This window comes from Microcoleus sp. AS-A8, assembly GCA_039962225.1.
GTDB lineage: Bacteria > Cyanobacteriota > Cyanobacteriia > Cyanobacteriales > Coleofasciculaceae > Allocoleopsis.
In genome coordinates, this window is the sequence record JAMPKV010000027.1 from 1 (window position 1) to 18,187 (window position 18,187).

General features: G+C 44.9%; 17 protein-coding genes, 1 tRNA gene and 1 pseudogene. 14 read left to right on the plus strand and 5 right to left on the minus strand.

The features are described 5' to 3' along the window. Positions 1-319: 319 nt before the first annotated feature. The 3 genes from glyQ to NDI48_27005 are packed head-to-tail and all read left to right on the plus strand — an operon-like array spanning position 320 to position 4,058. Positions 320-1,201 carry a glycine--tRNA ligase subunit alpha gene (gene glyQ, locus NDI48_26995; protein MEP0834815.1) on the plus strand — a complete coding sequence of 294 codons (882 nt, stop codon included), beginning with the start codon at positions 320-322 and terminating at the stop codon, positions 1,199-1,201. A gap of 44 nt (positions 1,202-1,245) precedes the next feature. Further along, positions 1,246-1,728 carry a DUF4079 domain-containing protein gene (locus NDI48_27000; GenBank protein MEP0834816.1) on the plus strand — a complete coding sequence of 161 codons (483 nt, stop codon included), beginning with the start codon at positions 1,246-1,248 and terminating at the stop codon, positions 1,726-1,728. Next, positions 1,725-4,058, plus strand: coding sequence for a ComEC/Rec2 family competence protein (locus NDI48_27005; protein ID MEP0834817.1), 2,334 nt, complete (start codon positions 1,725-1,727; stop codon positions 4,056-4,058). Before NDI48_27000 ends, NDI48_27005 begins: the two co-directional genes overlap by 4 nt. A 100-nt stretch (positions 4,059-4,158) precedes the next feature. On the opposite strand, the gene NDI48_27010 is transcribed toward NDI48_27005, so the two are convergent. After that, positions 4,159-4,245: transfer RNA gene (locus NDI48_27010), tRNA-Ser, on the minus strand. A 376-nt stretch (positions 4,246-4,621) separates the two neighbouring features. Between NDI48_27010 and NDI48_27015 the strand changes: the two genes are divergently transcribed. Together NDI48_27015 and NDI48_27020 are read left to right on the plus strand one after the other, a co-directional pair. Continuing rightward, positions 4,622-4,759 carry a hypothetical protein gene (locus NDI48_27015; protein ID MEP0834818.1) on the plus strand — a complete coding sequence of 46 codons (138 nt, stop codon included), beginning with the start codon at positions 4,622-4,624 and terminating at the stop codon, positions 4,757-4,759. A 332-nt stretch (positions 4,760-5,091) separates the two neighbouring features. Next, a complete protein-coding gene (locus NDI48_27020; GenBank protein ID MEP0834819.1) occupies positions 5,092-6,792 on the plus strand; it encodes a GAF domain-containing protein in 1,701 nt (566 codons plus the stop codon). A 64-nt stretch (positions 6,793-6,856) separates the two neighbouring features. On the opposite strand, the gene NDI48_27025 is transcribed toward NDI48_27020, so the two are convergent. Beyond that, entirely contained in the window at positions 6,857-7,120 is a 264-nt protein-coding gene (locus NDI48_27025; protein ID MEP0834820.1) for a hypothetical protein, read from the minus strand. A 226-nt stretch (positions 7,121-7,346) separates the two neighbouring features. On the opposite strand from NDI48_27025, the gene NDI48_27030 reads away from it, so the two are divergent. Both NDI48_27030 and pth read left to right on the plus strand, forming a co-directional pair. Next, positions 7,347-7,571, plus strand: coding sequence for a DUF2811 domain-containing protein (locus NDI48_27030; GenBank protein ID MEP0834821.1), 225 nt, complete (start codon positions 7,347-7,349; stop codon positions 7,569-7,571). 272 nt (positions 7,572-7,843) lie between these two features. Further along, positions 7,844-8,464, plus strand: a complete 621-nt coding sequence (gene pth, locus NDI48_27035) for an aminoacyl-tRNA hydrolase (protein MEP0834822.1) — start codon at positions 7,844-7,846, stop codon at positions 8,462-8,464. Positions 8,465-8,545: 81 nt separating this feature from the next. Here the strand turns inward: pth and NDI48_27040 are convergent, their stop codons facing one another. Next, a complete protein-coding gene (locus NDI48_27040; GenBank protein ID MEP0834823.1) occupies positions 8,546-9,829 on the minus strand; it encodes a hypothetical protein in 1,284 nt (427 codons plus the stop codon). 371 nt (positions 9,830-10,200) lie between these two features. On the opposite strand from NDI48_27040, the gene NDI48_27045 reads away from it, so the two are divergent. After that, entirely contained in the window at positions 10,201-11,562 is a 1,362-nt protein-coding gene (locus NDI48_27045; GenBank protein ID MEP0834824.1) for a UDP-N-acetylmuramoyl-tripeptide--D-alanyl-D-alanine ligase, read from the plus strand. Between the two features lie 151 nt (positions 11,563-11,713). Here the strand turns inward: NDI48_27045 and NDI48_27050 are convergent, their stop codons facing one another. Next, positions 11,714-11,875 (minus strand): hypothetical protein, encoded by a 162-nt coding sequence (locus tag NDI48_27050; GenBank protein ID MEP0834825.1) that lies wholly within the window; start codon positions 11,873-11,875, stop codon positions 11,714-11,716. A 1,574-nt stretch (positions 11,876-13,449) separates the two neighbouring features. Here NDI48_27050 and NDI48_27055 point away from each other — a divergent pair. The 4 genes from NDI48_27055 to NDI48_27070 all read left to right on the plus strand — a co-directional run bounded on the left by NDI48_27055 (position 13,450) and on the right by NDI48_27070 (position 16,534). Then, a complete protein-coding gene (locus NDI48_27055; GenBank protein MEP0834826.1) occupies positions 13,450-13,917 on the plus strand; it encodes a hydrocarbon-binding protein in 468 nt (155 codons plus the stop codon). Positions 13,918-14,149: 232 nt separating this feature from the next. Then, complete coding sequence (locus NDI48_27060; protein ID MEP0834827.1) at positions 14,150-14,521, plus strand: roadblock/LC7 domain-containing protein; 372 nt, start codon at positions 14,150-14,152, stop codon at positions 14,519-14,521. 941 nt (positions 14,522-15,462) lie between these two features. Further along, positions 15,463-15,933, plus strand: coding sequence for a hydrocarbon-binding protein (locus NDI48_27065; protein ID MEP0834828.1), 471 nt, complete (start codon positions 15,463-15,465; stop codon positions 15,931-15,933). A gap of 229 nt (positions 15,934-16,162) precedes the next feature. Further along, positions 16,163-16,534, plus strand: a complete 372-nt coding sequence (locus NDI48_27070; protein MEP0834829.1) for a roadblock/LC7 domain-containing protein — start codon at positions 16,163-16,165, stop codon at positions 16,532-16,534. 98 nt (positions 16,535-16,632) lie between these two features. On the opposite strand, the gene NDI48_27075 is transcribed toward NDI48_27070, so the two are convergent. Beyond that, complete coding sequence (locus NDI48_27075; protein MEP0834830.1) at positions 16,633-16,866, minus strand: hypothetical protein; 234 nt, start codon at positions 16,864-16,866, stop codon at positions 16,633-16,635. 413 nt (positions 16,867-17,279) lie between these two features. Between NDI48_27075 and NDI48_27080 the strand changes: the two genes are divergently transcribed. Both NDI48_27080 and NDI48_27085 read left to right on the plus strand, forming a co-directional pair. Next, positions 17,280-17,852: an ATP/GTP-binding protein gene (locus tag NDI48_27080; protein ID MEP0834831.1), complete on the plus strand. Its 573-nt coding sequence runs from the start codon at positions 17,280-17,282 to the stop codon at positions 17,850-17,852. A 179-nt stretch (positions 17,853-18,031) separates the two neighbouring features. Beyond that, positions 18,032-18,136, plus strand: a pseudogene (locus NDI48_27085) (transposase). Positions 18,137-18,187: the final 51 nt, after the last annotated feature.

An 18,187-nucleotide genomic window follows, 5' to 3' on the forward strand; every position in this document is an offset into this window, starting at 1 on the left:
ATAGAAAGTTACTTTTGGCTCCGAAAACTTTTGATTTCCGGAATCCTCTTCTTTTTTTCAGCCTTGGGGGTTAACCCAAAACTTGATTGATTTCTGACGAGGATTGGTACTTATTTTGGCTTTCAAACTATTGGTTTTTCTAGGTTCGGGCGCGGTCGGGGGCGTTGGCCTCTTTAGCGCGCATTTACCAATATATCGATAATCTCCCCTACTGTCAACCCCTCCTCCATTTTTTTTCTCGAAGGCTCCAAACTCAGCTTTGGCTTGGTCTTTGAGCAAAAATGAATATACGATTTAAGTCTCTTGCACGGAGGTCGGCGTGAATTTTCAGTCAGTTATTACTACATTGCATCAGTTTTGGGGCGCTCGCGGTTGCCTGATTACCCAGCCCTACGATACAGAAAAGGGTGCAGGTACGATGAACCCCCACACCTTTTTGAGAGCGATTGGTCCAGAGCCTTGGTCAGTTGCTTATGTTGAACCTTGCCGACGGCCAACAGATGGACGCTATGGCGAAAATCCTAATCGCTATCAACATTACTATCAGTACCAAGTTCTGATCAAACCGTCACCCGATAATATTCAGGAAATATACTTAGACTCCCTTAAAGCCCTAGGCATTCATCCTGAAGACCATGACATTCGATTTGTAGAGGACAATTGGGAGTCCCCTACACTCGGAGCTTGGGGTGTGGGTTGGGAAGTCTGGTTAGACGGAATGGAGATTACCCAATTCACTTATTTTCAACAGTGCGGTGGAATTGATTGTCGCCCGGTCTCGATTGAGATTACCTATGGACTAGAGCGGCTGGTGATGTATCTTCAAGATGTTGATGCTTTTACGAAAATTCGCTGGAATGACCGTATTAGTTACGGAGATGTTCACCTTCAGGGCGAAGTTGAACAATGTATTTATAACTTTGAGGCATCTAACCCAGATTTGTTATTTACGCTATTTTCTCTGTATGAGCAGGAGGCAGAACAACTCAGCAAGCAAGGACTGGTTCTACCTACACTTGACTATGTTTTAAAGTGTTCTCATACCTTCAACTTACTGGACGCTAGGGGGGTTATTTCGGTTACAGAGCGGACTCGCTACATTGGTAGAATTCGCAACCTAGCGCGGCAAGTCGCTCATCTATACTTACAGCAAAGAGAAACTCTTGGTTTTCCGCTCAAGAAGTTAATTACGACCGATTGAATCTAAACCATCCAAAGTTTGTAATTAGTAAGGTTCTAATATAGATGACAAATCTGAGTGAAGTGCTAGAGCCGATCGCGAGCCAATTTCGGAGTATGGGAATTCCTGAACCCATTGTCCATTGGGGACATCCAGGGATGATGGGGATTGTAGTATTTGTCATGGGAAGCTTTGTGGGATTGGCAGGATGGCGAGGAAGAATGATCACTGATACGGCATTAGCGATGAAAAGTCGAACCGAGCATCGTAAAATTGCCCCTTGGATGTTTCTTTTTATCGCGACTGGGTACACAGGAGGAGTTCTATCACTAGTGATGCAAAATCAGCCTATTCTGGAAAGCCCACACTTTTGGACAGGCTCAATCGTGCTGATCTTGTTAGCAACCAATGGTGTGATTTCCCTGGCTGGTTTTGGAAGTAACAAATCTGTGATGCGTACTATCCACGCCTACTTAGGCAGTGTGGCACTTTGCCTACTGTTTCTTCATGCAGTACTAGGATTGAAGCTAGGTTTAGCAATCGGATGAGTCCTGCCAGTGGTGCTTTACTGAGTTTGGCTTATATTTTTGGCCTAGTGTTGACAGCGCTTCTCGGCTCACCAACTCGTGCTAGTCCTTGGACAGAATATGGTTTACTGAGCTTAGGAGTCCTTGTCTTAGGCGTAGTGGCAGCAATCGCCATCCCTCGATTCTGGCGAACCGGACCCAAAGCGAGACTTTGGCTAGTGGCTGGACTGGTTGGGGCTCTAGCAATCGTGTATTTTCAATCGCGAGTGCCAAAACCAACGTCGAATGATGTCAGCCAGTTTGTTCGCTCCGCTCATAACCTTGTGCAGGAGCAGGTAGTTACAGTTCAAGGCAAGGTCAAGAGTGTGCCTCGTCTTACCCGCTCCTCTAAAGCCCAGTTTTGGCTGGAAGCAACGCAATTGAGTGAGGTGGAAAGCCGCGATAAGACCGGTGCTATTAGTAAGGAAGTCACGGGTAAGTTGTATGTGACAGTACCCATCCTCCAAGCAACGGGTCTTTATCCAGACCAAACTATTTCCATCACAGGAGTTTTATATAAACCCAAACCCGCCTCGAATCCAGGTGCTTTTGATTTTGAGACTTATCTGACAAAAGAGGGAGCTTTTGCGGGTTTCAGCGGGCGGCAAGTTAGCTTATTCGAGGAAGGGCAAGGGCAGCCGTGGGGATGGTGGAAGCTACGGCAGCGTATCATCCGTGCCCAAGTTCGTCATTTAGGTAGTCCAGCCGGACCGATTGTGAGTTCTTTTGTGTTGGGAAATCGAGCGGTAGATATCCCCTACGATATCCGTGACTCCTTTATTCAGACAGGATTAGCTCATGCTTTAGCCGCTTCTGGAACCCAAACTTCTTTGATTCTGGGTTTGGTATTGGTGCTAACCAAGCGTCTTTCGGTGAGAGCTCAGTTAGGGTTTGGGACGACAGCTCTAATTATTTTTGTCTGTCTCACAGGATTACAGCCTTCGGTGATGCGAGCTGCGATTATGGGGTTTGGAGCGCTAGTTGCTCTAGTGACCCAACGGAAGGTTAAACCATTAGGCTCACTGTTGGTTGCTGCAACCTTACTGCTACTCTTCAATCCCCTGTGGGTTTGGGATTTAGGATTTCAGTTGAGCTTTTTGGCAACGCTGGGATTGTTAGTCACAGCACCTCCTCTGATCAAGCAACTGGATTGGATGCCACTGGCAATCGCCTCCTTAATAGCCATTACTATTGCTGCTTCTTTATGGACATTACCTCTACAACTGTATGTTTTTAACATGTTTGCGCCCTATAGCATAGCCGCAAATATTATTGCTGCCCCATTGATTGCTGTTATCAGTATCGGTAGCATCATTGATGCACTGGTTGCCTTAATCTCGCCAGTTGCTGGCAGCGCTCTAGCTTGGTTGGTCTACTATCCCACTCATTTCCTGATAGGACTGGTGGAATTTTTCAACGCCTTGCCGGGAAGTTCAGTGGCAGTTGGAAAAATCTCCTGGATGCAACTGTTGATACTATACGGTTTGATTGGGTTCAGCAGTATTAACCATAAGTGGCAACGTCGATGGTGGCTAGTGGGCTTGGTGGCTGTAATGTTAGTAGCACTGCCCGTTTGGCAGACCAAAATATCACAGTTCCAAGTTACGGTATTAGCTACAGACCAAGAGCAAGTTTTAGTGGTTCAAGATCAAGGACAAGTGACACTAATTAATAGTGGGGATGCCGATACCGTCAGTTTTACAGTACTACCATTTCTCCAAAAGCAAGGAATTAATCAAATTGATTGGGCAATTGCACTCGATAGTGAACCTCGTCTCAGGAGTGGCTGGTTACAAATATTGCCAAGTTTGCCAGTTAGGACCCTTTACGATAGCGCAGCTCCCCAGTCCCCACCTGCTGAAACCAAGACAATTGTCAGTACCATTCAAACTCAAAAAGGTAACTATCAGCGAGTATCCACTGGGCAACGGATGTTTGTGGGTTCTACACCTTTACAATTAATCAACGCTGATCCCCCGGTGCTACAGTTGCAAATTCGCTATCAAAGTTGGTTGCTCTTGGGAGAAATGAAGCAAGAAGTTCAACAAAAGTTAGTCTCAAGCCGTAATCTTCCACAGGTGCAAATCCTGTGGTGGTCTGGAGAAAGTTTAGCACCAGAGTTTTTAAAGGCTGTCCAACCAAAAGTTGCGATCGCTTCTTCCAAAACAGTGGACTTGGATACAGCTAAGCTTCTGCAAAATGCCAAGATACCCCTTTATTGGACAGGTCGCGATGGGGCGATTCAGTGGACGCCTCAAGAGGGTTTTCAAACAACCATTGAGGCAACCCATAAAGACGCACAACTTCTGTAACATTCCCAAAGCGAGTTTGACGGTAGTGGATTTACTGTGTCAATCACGGTAAATGTTTGCAGCAAAAAGTTGTCCTTGCTTGCTTGATTCTTTATTTGAACGGAGAGGGGGGGATTCGAACCCCCGGAAGGTGTGACCCTTCAACAGATTTCGAGTCTGCCGCATTCAACCGCTCTGCCACCTCTCCAAATAGGGTTTTGATTGTTTTGTTTATTCTAGACGGACGTTAATAGGCATCTGGATAGTTAGTGTCACACCACTATAGAAGCCAAGATTCTATAGTAACTCAGTGCCTACGAAAGGGCAACCAGCGTGAAAGAACATATCTGTACCCAATAGGAGGTTGTGTATCAAGCACAAGCGGCTATTGGTTCTATATTTAATTGGCATAATTTGGGACGGCTCAGATTTCCATGCCTTAAGAAAGGAGAAGGTTTACATCGGGTATTTAGGGATGCCTCTCACTGAGCAATGCACAGGAAATGGATGGGCATAGACTGTGGGCCAATGGAAGTACTCTGGTCTCAAATTCTTAGGTTGCGCGGATTTATCATATCCCTGGAATGAGTAATTACTTCACCTGTGGTGTATATCAGCAACAGGAACATACTCAGAAAAAAGCCTGTCTCTATAATTTGTTGGATGGAATTTTCTTGAGCGTTATAGGGATTTACTTAAATCGCTATGTCCAAGAAGGTTAATTTGCTCACGGGAAGCGAATTTATACTAAAGAATAAAAAAAAACACCAGAATTCAGCCGAATAGCACGCTAAAATAGCTTCAAACATGTAAAGTATTAATCAAGTTTTTCAAACCTGAGAGCGAAGCGTCCGGTCAGGGTGAAAATAAGAGTATGGCTGATGACTTTCCTGAGTTGGGTGCATAGATCCGCAGTTTTATGAGCAACCTAACCAGGCTTTAATTCAATTATGGATAAACCCGCCGCTCACATCTGAGTCGTACCAGGCAAAGCCTTCAACGACTCGAACAATCCATGAGTACCCATCACTAGTGATTTATCCGTCAAACCTTCATGACACCCTCTTACTCCCCGATTCTGACCCTTGAAAGCCAAGAACTTTTACAAGAAGCCTCTGCTGAAAGAGTAGAACTCATCGAACAGCTATTGGCCATTGGCACAGCCCTTTCCAGCACCAATAATTTAGATGAATTATTGCATCTTATTTTATCCAAGAGCCGAGAAATTACCTGTAGTGATGCCGGTAGTGTTTATCTGATCAACCGCAACGAAGAGTCCCCGACCTTACTCTTCAAGGTTGCCCAGAATGATTCTATACCGAATAATCCTTTTCAGGAATTTGCGATGCCCTTGACCCGCAAAAGTTTAGCGGGCTATGTGGCACTCACCGGTGAAAGCCTCAATTTGCCGGATGCTTATAATTTACCACCGGATGTCCCTTACCAGCTAGACCGTAGTTTTGATACTACCATGCCCTATCGCACTTGCTCGGCGTTAGTGTTGCCTATGCAAGACCAAGATGGGGAAATTATTGGTGTGCTACAGCTAATTAATCGGAAGGTGAAACCCGATCTCGTTCTCACCACTGAGAATGCGATCGTGGTAACCCAGCCTTACTCACAATGGGAAGAACGAATTGTGCGATCGCTCGCTTCTCAGGCGGCAATTTCCATTGAACGCAATCACCTACAAAAAAGCATTGAGAATCTGTTTGAGGGGTTTGTTAAAGCCTCTGTACAGATTATTGAAGCACGAGACCCGACGACCTCTGGTCACTCGGAACGGGTGGCTGAACTCACGGTGCGCCTCTCGGAAGAGGCCAGTTCGATTACCAGTGGGCCACTGCGGTTAATTCAGTTTGGCGATCGCCAAATTCAAGAAATTCGCTATGCTGCCCTACTGCACGACTTTGGCAAAGTTGGAATCCCCGAAGCTATTCTCGGCAAACGAAAAAAGCTCTATCCCGACCAGCTTGAAATCATTCGCCACCGCTTTGCTCTGGCACGCCGCACCTTAGAAATGGAATGCGCTCAAAATAAATTTAAGTACTTACTTGAGCATCCAAGCCATAAGCATGGGGATGACACTACCAATACAGGTTGTTCTCACTGCCAGAAACTCGAACAGTTAGATAAGCAGCTAACTCAAACGATTGAAGCAATCGAATACTATTGGGAGTTTATCCGAGAACTAAATGAACCTGATGTTGTCATCCGGAGAGATTTTCAGGCGTTTTCTGAAGAAACTTCGGCACAATTGGCTGCTCTCACTCAATATACTTATCGAGATATTGACGGGGAAACTAAACCTCTGATTACAGAAGCAGAGATGACTCAGTTGCTGGTGCCTAGAGGGAACCTAACCAACCAAGAGCGTTTAGGTATTGAGGCACATGTTACCCACACATACCACTTTCTCCGGCGGATTCCCTGGACAAAGCATCTCAAAGATGTGCCTACCATTGCTTACGGACATCATGAAAAGCTCGATGGTAGTGGTTACCCTCAGGGGTTAAAGCAAGAGGAAATTCCACTCCAAACACAGATGCTCACGGTTGCAGATATTTACGACGCTCTCACCGCTAGCGATCGCCCCTATAAACGCCGCCTACCTTTAGAGACCGCCCTCAAAATCTTGCGGCAAGAAGCTGCCAAAAACAAAATCAACGGGGACTTGGTCGAATTATTTGAGCAACGACAGGTTTTTACGGTTTTGGGTCATAGCCTACCCGTTGATGCTCACTCAGTAGCATAAAAAGCCTGAATTAGAAAGGATGAAGTACGAAAACCTTCCTTTTCACTTCATGCTTCATTCTTTTTCAATCCCCATACCTGTGTTTGCAATTCTTATCTTTCGCTTCCGTTTTCCCCACAAATTCCCCAGCATTTCCACACAGGTATGGAATATTTTCCACAGGTTGCTCCTGATTTTCCACAGGCAGATACGGTAGGATCAAGTCTTCCTGTTTTCCTGGGGATTTTCCCAGGCGAGTCTCTAATCTGGGGGAAAAGACGAGTTTAGATGAATATATGTAACGGAGATCAGCTTCAAACCCTGATTCTCTGGTGACTATTTTTGGCATTTGAGAAAGGTTGTAATATTTCGCAGCATTGACAACCCCACCCCATCTCAGCCGACAATGGTGCGACCAACCCTTAAAAGTTTCTCTTGGAAAAGAGCCCAACGGGAGTTAGAGAGGGTGCTTTTTCAAGCTCATTTTCCGTGGGCTTTCAGCTGTAAAGCCGAAGGTAAAAGGCGCTGAAAGCCAAGCTACTTTGTCCCCATACGCCATGAAACGAGAGGTACACATGAACGCAACCGTCAGCATCCTGGCCGAAATTCCTGAAGATCTGCACGAATCCCTCAAGCGCTACTTAGAAAATCATCCTACGTGGGATCAAGATCGGGTCTTTGCCGCAGCCCTATCTCTGTTCTTGCTTCAAAACGGAAATGGTAAAATGCCAGAAACTTCCCAAACATATCGCGCCTGTGCTCGTGTCTATCTAGAATCTCTGTTTCAGTATCCGGCTTGAGCCAGAGACGAGGTATTGATTCGGAGCTTAAGGGTAATGAGGGTCCAGTTTCAGACCGCTTACAATTGATCTTTCTCCTACCTAGTTATGAAGAAACCCGTCGCTCAACTTCTCACTGTCTCTTGGATGCAGAAGTGGCGAGCGATGGGTTACTCCCTGGGTTGCTAAAATCACAAGTGTTCTCTGTTCACGCGCCTGCTCGTTGGCAGAAACTCAATTAATGTGACAACAAAGCAATTGCTCCTAAAGTGATTAAAATTTTTTGAATATTAATGGCAGAGAGCATCACAACATCTAAGTTGGTTATTCCTCAGCTCATTGTGGGTTTAGGGAATCCTGAACCCAAATACGATAAAACAAGGCACAACATTGGCTTTGAGGCTGTTGATGCGTTGGCGAAAACCTGGCAGATTTCTTGGAGCGAAAATCGCCGATTTCAAGCCTTGATTGGAGAAGGGCGGGGTGTGAACGGAGATAAGGTGCGTTTGCTCAAGCCACTCACCTATATGAATCGCTCAGGCCAAGCGATTCGTAGCGCGACAGATTGGTACAAGCTGCCGCCTGAGTCAACGCTAATTATCTACGACGATATGGATTTATCCGTGGGGCGTCTGCGACTCCGTCTTTCGGGATCAGCTGGCGGACACAATGGTATGAAGTCGGCGATCGCACATTTGGGCACACAAAATTTTCCCCGCCTGCGGATTGGTATCGGCAAGTCTGGGGCTGAGAAAGACAGTGTGTCCCATGTCCTAGGAAAATTTTCACCGCAAGAAACTCAAATGATGTCCGAAGTTCTCCAACTTGTGGTTGATGCCGTAGAACTGGCACTCAAGCAAGGTGTCGAAAAGGCGATGAGTCTCTACAATAATCGCACCGTAGAGTTGGGTTGAAGGTTGAAAGTTAAGAGTTGAAAGTTGAAAAGTTAAACGTTCACACACAACCTTTAACCTGTTAACCTTCAACCCTTTTTATCACATAATTTGATTCAAGCAGGAAAGGTCTGCTGAACCGAAATGAACACTAAAAGCCAGATTCAGGTTTTCCAAGGATTTGACTAACCAAGGCACACCGTCTTTGCTGGAAGACTCGTAGTGGTTAAACAAAATAGAAAACCGTTTTTCCAAGTAAGGCTTGACTTTGCGGCATAGCAGCACAATCTTGAGTAACAAGCCAGTCGTGAAGGTTGCCCCCAAGTTGGTAATCAGATCAACAAAAATAAAGTGGTTAGGTCGTTGAGGACTTTCCACCACTAAGAAGTTCAATAGCTGGCTACAGGTTCGGACTAGCAAGAACTCCGTGGGTTTTTGGGAATTGCACTGAGGCAAGGTGTCGCTGAGATGAGTATACAAGCGATCATTAAACTGACGTTTTCCGTAGCTTGGATCGATTGAAAGAGTCAAGTACTCATACAAGTCGTCTTTAAAAGCTTTGTACGAAGTCGTCTGACTACTGTGAGTGAGGAAGCTTTGGGCGACATCTCGGTAAGTGTCAGAACCTTGCACTTTTCCAACAAACTGTTTGAGGGCCGTTGCCAATTCTCGTTCAGTTAACAGGGTGGGATTTCGAACAGGCTGAATGATTTTCTCCAAGGTGTCTTTTGGCTGGGAGCGCATCGCTTGGGCGCGTCGCACCTGATAGGTGACATACTGAGACAAATCTAACTCAAAGCGCCGCTGAAACCGTGATTGAATTTGCCGAACGGTCTGCTGATGTTCGTAACTGCTATCTTCACTCAGGAGACAGTGTTCATAAAGATATGGATAGCGTTGAATAAGAGTCCCTACAGGTATCGAATCAGTGTTATAAGCCTCGGCTGATTCACTCATCACCGTTGACAAACGCCGCAATGTTAAATATTGCTCTGTTTCAGTGAAAAGCTGTACGAGATGCCGCAGGCGTCTGGCTCCACGAGATTGAACTCTGGTGGGATCGGGTGGATTCTCGAATAACGCTACCAACTCAGGAATGGCCCTCTGTAGTTGTGGTTGTAGTTGCCAGCGATTAATGAGAATGTGGCAGCAGCGGTTGAGTACAAACTTGAACTCTTGTTCAGCTCGCTTGTTCATAGCAACCTTCTCTAAGGCCAACCAGACTTGCGGCTCTTCGTATCTCACTCCATCGAGAAAGAGAGCTCGGAAGCGCTCAATCAATTGGCTACATGACTCTACCTGTACGCAGTAGAGTAAATGATCGTACAGTTGCTGTTCTTCTAAGCTAGGTTGTCGGATATCAGACTCTGTCCAAGTAGTAGTCACTTCACACGAGCCCTCCTACGTGCAGACGCTAGGGCGATTTATACAGGGTTTTTTTGAGAAGATGTCATTTAGAGCTGACCTAGTCTCTGGTAGGCATCAAACAAAAAAGATGATGCACTACAATATTACCCAGCCTAAGCGGGTATACTCAAGGCTAACCTATCTTAAAGTAGGTTATGCCACTGACTAGGATATCCTGCTCAAATCTTCACCGGGATGAAAAGATATGGGAGAAAATTGTAAAGATTTAGTAAAGGCATAGCGCAGTTATCAAGATATTCGGTAAAGCAATCCTTACGACCCCCTTCTCATAGATTACAAAACTTTATTCCAGCAAAGCATACATTTATTAAATTTGGAAAGATAGACCGATGCCTTGTCACCTGTCTGTGACTCAACTCGTTGATGTGATTGCCGCCATACCCCTAAATCTTTCGGATGAAGCGGCTTGTTCACACTGTACTGGTATTACCACGGATACCCGTAATCTCCAACCCGGTCATCTGTTCTTGGCGCTGCGAGGAGAAAACTTCGATGGGCATGACTTCGCCCGTGTGGCGATCGAGAAAGGGGCGATCGCCGTCATTTCGGAGCACAGCCAAGAGGCTCAGCTTAACGGGGTTCCGCAATTACAGGTAGAAAACACGCTCCAAGCCTACCAACAGATTGCCAGATGGTGGCGCGACCAGTTCAATATCCCAGTGATTGCCGTAACCGGCTCGGTGGGCAAAACGACAACAAAAGAGCTGATCGCGGCTGTTTTGTCAACCCAAGGAAACGTCCTGAAAACTCAAGCTAATTACAACAATGAAATTGGCGTGCCGAAAACCTTGCTGGAATTGGGGCCAGAGCATGACTATGCCGTGATTGAAATGGCGATGCGCGGTTCTGGACAAATTGCGGAGTTGGCTCAAATCGCCCATCCGACAGTAGGTGTGATCACAAATGTGGGGACAGCCCATATCGGCCTTTTGGGTTCTGAGGAGGCGATCGCCAAAGCCAAGTGTGAACTCTTAGCGGAAATGTCGGATACAGGTGTTGCAGTTCTCAATCACGATAACCAACGCTTAATGAACACGGCTGCGACGGTTTGGCAGGGGCAAACCTTGACCTATGGGCTAGAAGGGGGTGATTTCCAGGGGCGCTTACTCGACTCAGAAACGCTAGAACTTGAGGGAATGCAGTTTCCTCTTCCCCTTGCGGGTCGCCACAACGCCTTGAACTATCTGGCGGCACTTGCTGTGGCGCAACTCCTGAAGGTGGATTGGGTACCCCTGACTCAGGGGCTAGAGGTGGAACTACCCTCTGGGCGATCACGGCGCTACGAGTTGCCCAATGATATTGTGATTCTAGATGAAACTTATAATGCTGGGCTGGAATCCATGCTAGCCGCGCTGCACCTACTGGCTCAAACTCCTGGTAAGCGGCATATTGCGGTGCTAGGGACAATGAAAGAATTGGGAGAGCGATCGCCTGAATTTCATCAGCAAGTTGGTAAGACGGCGCAGGAACTCAATCTTGATGCCTTACTGGTTTTAGTTGATGATTTGGAAGCCGAATCGATTGCTACTGGCGCGGCTCCTTTGTCAGCCGAGTGCTTTTCCAGCCACAATGCTGTAGTTCAGCGTTTGCTAGAACTGGTGCAACCGGGCGATCGCCTTTTGTTCAAAGCCTCACGTTCCGTTGGCTTGGATCGAATTGTCAATCAATTTCGGGCAGAACATTCTGGTTGAAACACCTTTTACCTTTTTGACATCATTGTCCAATCGTTAAGGTTTGACGCAGCTCTAACTATGTAGGTTTCAAACCTTGAATTTGTGTCAGTCCGTCCTGACTAAAGCTTCGGCGGCGGACTTTCTAGCGCTAGCGGCGGTAAGCCCTAGATTATTCTTTCTTGTCTTTCGGTTGTTGGCGGTCTTTCACAGCCTGAGTCAGTAGATAGGTAGCGAGGCTACTCAATGAGCGACTTTCTTCTTCTGCCCACTCTTCTAAGGCTTTCTGGATTTCTTCGGGTAAATAGGCTGTGACTCGCCCACGATTTTTCATAGCTTATATAGTTTAATAGGTTATTGTATTACATTATATAACTTAGCAAATTTTTTTGTGGGTTAACAGCATTAAAGAATTTAATTTAGTGCAGAACAAAACATAATGGACAAGTTGCAAGCCAGAAATTGACAGACGCTCACTTCACCAGAACGACAGTGAAGCATAAATCTTCTGGCTATTGCTCAGGCAGACAAGTTCCCTCATGAACTCACCAGTTGGTTCTCTCCCCGGCTTTTGTGAGCGGACAAAGGCAGCTATAGCAAAAGGCAAAAGGCAGAAGGCAGAAGGCAGCTATAGCAGAAGGCAGAAGGGAGATGAGAGTGAGGACAGAAGGCAGAAGGGAGATGAGAGTGAGGACAGAAGGAGCTGTTCAGGGGAGCCTGTCAATTTTCCCAAAATACTGACGAAACAGTCCGGATAGTTGCAACTGTGGTTGTAAGTAGTGTTGGTATTACGACGTAATATCCACAAAGCAGGAGTTTTGTAATTAGAAGTTAAATGCGCTGTGGCTGACGGGAAGAAACTTTATTGTAGTAAGAATGTTTGGATTGTCTGCCTAATCGTAGAAACGCTCCGGCGGAACGTCTCTACAAGATTGTGCAGGTTGGCAGAAAAAGGGGGCATTAACCCCAGATTTGGTATCAGTAAAAGAGTTGTAAATAATAAAGTGTTCTTGTAACTCCTCACCTGATGCCATATTTTAACCACATGAAGATGAACGCGACTCCTCGCACCCGCCCTTACCCAATGTAAGTATTAAATATTTTATTTTTGTACCTCATTAACTAGGTAGGCATCAATAAACATAACACCTCCTGTAGTCTTTTAAACTTTGACGAAGAGACAAAATGAGGGGGTATTTATTGTATTTTTAATGTGCCTATACTAATAATTTATTCAGACTTATGTAGGACTATCAGGAAGATTTCGACTATTTTATTTTTTCTTAAGCCCCTAAACAAATTAATCTAAAAAACTCTCTTCAATGCTTACAAAATAATTAATAAAACTCTTGCTGTATTAATTAAATACAAAAAAAAGATAAATTACTTAACTAGCAGACCCACCCGATTTAATCAAAATATCTGAGGCTAAATGCCTGAAAAGCTTGCAAATTAAAGCAATAAACTAATTCTGTCGGCCGATGCTTGCTGAATTATAAACATTAAAATATGAATTTAGATTTATAAAACTTCACATTATTTTTATCTCTGAATGAAAACTAAAAGCTTCATCAAACCCACATATAAATTAGGTAAATTCACTCAAAAAAACTAATGACATTTAGGAACGATAGCTGCTAAAAAAGATATGTAATACACCAGCGTAAGACAGCCACAGGGAAGGAGGCTTTAATGACTTAAATGATTAAATAATTCCTAGGCCAAAGAAAAATATTGCCTTAACAGATGAAGATGCATATCTTCAACAAATCTTAGTTAGTTAGGGAAAAGCGATCGCTTCAGAAAAGACAGAGTATTTCTATACCGAATTAGGTATTAGTAGATATCGTCAAAAGTGAGAGTCCCCCTGAATCATGATGTACTGTAGTCCTACGTAAGGAATAGAAAATGCCACTCGATATCAAGCGCGATAAACTCGGACAATTTAGTAGTGTCGATGCCTTTCGCTCAGTGGTTGAAGGGATGTCAGAAGCCCTAGGAGAGAAGGCGACAGGGGTCACTCTGGTTGCGGCCGGTCGGATGCGTGGTAAAAAACTAGCCGATGAGTTGGGTTTGAAAGGTGCAACGCAAAATTTAGAAGAGGCGACCCAACAAATCACCAAAGTTTTGGGTGCAGAAGGCTCTCGTCTGTGCATCATTGACAAAATTGAGATAACTGACGAGGTGGTCAAGGTCTACACCTCAGAAACCCTCTGTGCTGTCGGTGGCAATGGAACACCGCCCCGGTGTACCTTTACCTTGGGTATTGTTTGGGGAATTATGAGCGAACTGCTGCAAAAGAAACTCAAGGGTACCCATACCGAATCAGTACTCCATGGTGGCGCTTACGACGTGTTTGAATTTACTCAGATTTGAGCGCAAGCACATCTAAATAGAGCATTGCCTTGCCATTCGTGAACGGCAAACAATGTCTTCCCCTCACCTTGTTCATCGAAAAAAAACTGGGAGGCGTTGCTGCATTAAGTAATGAGCGGCGACCTCATAGCGAGATAATCTCTACTGAATCCGCCGCCACATCAGCAACACCTTTCCCAGAAATACCTATTAACCGAAAGCCAATCTTGGATAGTTAAGGAGAAATATTTCAATGGCAATCGATACTCGCAAACTTGGGATGATTGTACAAAAATTTGTCGCCACCACCCCGGAGGTTCAAGGTGCGGCAGTAGTCACCCCAGACGGTTTACCCCTAGCGGCTAGCTTACCCGGTAGCATGGATGAAGAACGAGTTTCCGCCATGTCTGCCGCCATGCTCTCCTTGGGTGAGCGCATTGGTAAGGAACTCTTAGCCGGTGTAACCGATCGCATCTATGTTGAGGGTGACGAAGGTTTTACGATTTTGACCAGTTGTGGTGACGAGGCGGTGTTTCTTGTCCTAGCTAGCAAGGAAGCAAAGCAAGGGGTGTTGCTCTTAGAAATTAAGCGCACTGTTGCTGATGTCAAGCCCGCTTTGTTGTAATCACATTCCTTGGATGTCTATCTAGCTAGTGAAGTGCTTTTTAAGACCACTCGCTCCTTTCTTAGCAGTAGTTGTAACGCGAATACCAAGAGTGCCCAGGATGGCAGGTATTCCCAGTCCAAATAAAAGATTATGAGTGGCTCAGCCTTTAAATTGTAGGCTTACTCTAAGCCAGAGAGTATGCAATTTAAATGTGCAATCGCTGAGGGCGGTGCTTTTCACTCCCCCAGACCCCGACAAATCCCTAAAAATTTGGAAAATTCTGTGGCAGACATTGGTATGTGAGTGCATCACTAAGTAAGTAAACATCAATAAATGCAAAACCCCCTGTAGCTCGCCGAAGCTCAACGGACAGCAAAACAGGGGGTTTTGCTGTTATTTATTTTTCCGTTCATTTACATACAAGTATTCTTTAAGTATGTACAGTTATCTCCCAAATATGGATTTTATTAGTTTTCAAATAAATTAATTAAATAAATTTAAAAGGGAAACAAAATTAATTAGATATTTTGCTGAACCCTGATTTCAGTTAATTTTGTTTTTTTATTTAATAAACATATTTGCTATAAAAATTAATGCGTTTTTAATCCGGATAAGTAACTTAAAGCCAATATAAAACAAATATAAATTTAATCAAAATACTCAAGAAATATAGCCACATTCTTTGTATATAGATGCTATAAAAGAAAGAGATAAAAACAACGCTGAACAAACAGCCAAAGGAGAGTAATTCAATCTAGATTTTCTCCAAAAAACAGCCAACGCCTAAAAATGTGTTTGCTTGACGACTGAAGACAACGTCTTCAAAAATCCCAAAAAATTAGGGAAAAACAATCGCTTCTAAACGGTAGATTATTTTTAGGCCCTTATGGATATTAGTAAATGCCTTGAAAAGTGAGAGTCACATCCTTAATCGTGACAAACTCTAGCTCTAAACAAGGATGAATATGATAGATATCAAGCGCGATAAACTCGGACAATTTAGTAGTGTTGATGCCTTTCGCTCAGTGGTTGAAGGGATGTCAGAAGCCCTAGGAGAGAAGGCGACAGGAGTCACTCTGGTTGCCGCAGGTCGGATGCGGGGCAAAAGACTCGCTGATGAGTTGGGTTTGAAAGGTGCAACACAAAATTTAGAAGGTGCGACCCAACAAATCACCAAGGTTTTGGGTGCAGAAGGCTCTCGTCTGTGCATCATTGATAAAATTGAGATAACTGACGAGGTGATCAAGGTCTACACCTCAGAAACCCTCTGTGCTGTCGGTGGCAATGGAACACCGCCCCGGTGTACTTTTACCTTGGGTATTGTTTGGGGAATTATGAGCGAACTGCTGCAAAAGAAACTCAAGGGCACCCATACCGAATCAGTACTCCACGGTGGCGCTTACGACGTGTTTGAGTTTGTTCCTCTCTAATTCCAGGCGCATCTCGATAGAGCATACCTTTGCATCCGCGCTGCAAGGCTAACTCTTCCCCTCACGTTGTTCACATAGAAAGGACTTGGGACGTTGCTGCATTAAGGGATGAGCGGTTACTTCAAACCGAGAAACTCTCTACTCAATCATCCCAAAAATCAGCAACGCCTTTCCTAGGAATACCCATTAATCAAATGCCAATCTTTGATAGTTAAGGAGAAATATTTCAATGGCAATCGATACTCACAAACTTGGGATGCTCGTACAAAGATTTGTCGCCACCACCCCGGACGTTCAAGGTGCGGCAGTAGTTACCCCAGACGGTTTACCCCTAGCGGCTAGCTTACCCGGTAGCATGGATGAAGAACGAGTTTCCGCCATGTCTGCTGCCATGCTCTCCTTGGGTGAGCGCATTGGTAAGGAACTCTTAGCCGGTGTAACCGATCGCATCTATGTTGAGGGTGACGAAGGTTTTACGATTTTGACCAGTTGTGGTGACGAGGCGGTGTTTCTTGTCCTAGCTGGCAAGCAAGCAAAGCAAGGGGTGTTGCTCTTAGAAATTAAGCGCACTGTTGCTGATGTCAAGCCCGCTTTGCTGTAGTCAGGACTTACGCGATCAATTCTCACTAAGTAATACCAATTTCATAAAATAGCGCTACAAATTGACCTCCTCACTAAAGCTCCGGCTAGCCCCCCTTATCAAGGGGGGAACATAGAGAAGTATCTGTAGCAACGATTTAGGAAATCGGTATAAGGGGGTGCAGTTGGAAACTCTTCACAGTGATAGCGTTTGCGATCACTTCGTGCTGCCCGCTTGGGGCGATCGCCTAGACTCGCTAGTGCTGTGAAGTAAGTGATTGCCTTCCCCTTTGGGGTAGCGACTCCTGTGGGGCGTTGCCCGTCTGCTTTGCTAATGCGCCACTTCGCTAACACCAACGCTTCACGGCACCGCCTAAAGGGGGATTGCCGTGAAGCGTGTGCCCCCGCAGTTGTAGCCGAATACGGTGAAAGCGTCCCCTACTCCTCCAGGAGAACCGTAAGGAAAGAGAAGGCAACGCCAAAGGGCGATCGCAAGAGCCAATTGAATGCTTAGCAGCCTAGCAATCTTTTTATATAGTACAGTTTCTGTCGCAAACCCTGCTTTGAGATAAGTCAAATTTAACACCTCAGAACGACCCTACCTCCTGCAAAGTTTCAAGAGTAAGACTTTAGCAAGAGGCATTAACTCACATCAGTGGATGGACGAAACAAGCAGGGGTCGAATTCAGTTGATTTTATGGATACGAGAGACCCCAACTTATCTTTCATGGTGTAATTTCGCTTAGTTTTTTAGGAGCTTTGAGCCAATGAAAATCATGCGTTTAGTAGTAGCAGGAGCCCCAGGATCTGGCAAGTCCACCTTTGTCCGAACGATTAGTGAAATTGAAGTCATAGAAACAGAACGCGGTGCTACTGATCACACAGCCCTGCTAAAGAAAAAAACCACCGTTGCCTTTGACTATGGTCGATTTACATTTGGTTCTTCCCTGGAGGTGCAAATCTACGGTACCCCTGGTCAATCTCGCTTTAATTTTATGTGGGATTATTTGATTAAGAGCGCTCATACTTATATTGTGCTGGTAGCAGCCCATCGACCCAATGATTTTCACTACGCTCGCCAGATAATATCCTATATGAACCAGCGAGTGGCAATCCCGATGATCATTGGTCTAACCCATACGGACTGCCCAGGAGTCTCTTCTACGGAGGAAATTATGGCAAAACTGGGCTACATGAATCAGAGAAATCGACCCTCAGTTATGAACGTTAATCCCAATGAACGGGGTTCAATTATTGAAGTTCTAATGGCTTGCATGACCCTTGTGGTTGAACGTACTGGTAGCAATCAAGCTCTAAAAAGGAATCAGAGAAATAAGTAATGCCAGCGAACGCAAAAGTTTTCGGATGGCTGAAATTAAAGGCGCAACAGTTTCACTTGAAACTTAAAAACAGTTGGAGCACCCCTCTCAATTCAATATTATTTAAATTGGGGAAATAGCTGTCAAAAGCGAAAAAATATTTTCCCAACAACTAAAGTACTATTATTCCTTAGCTTAATCAGGTTATTGCTTATTTTGATAACAGGACTACGACTGTTGTTGTCGAGGGAATTAACAACAACCTCAAGTTGATTAAACCCTATGCCTACGGCTTTAAGAATTTTGATAAGACAGCGGAATTTATTCCGCAAGAACATGATACAATAATTAACAAT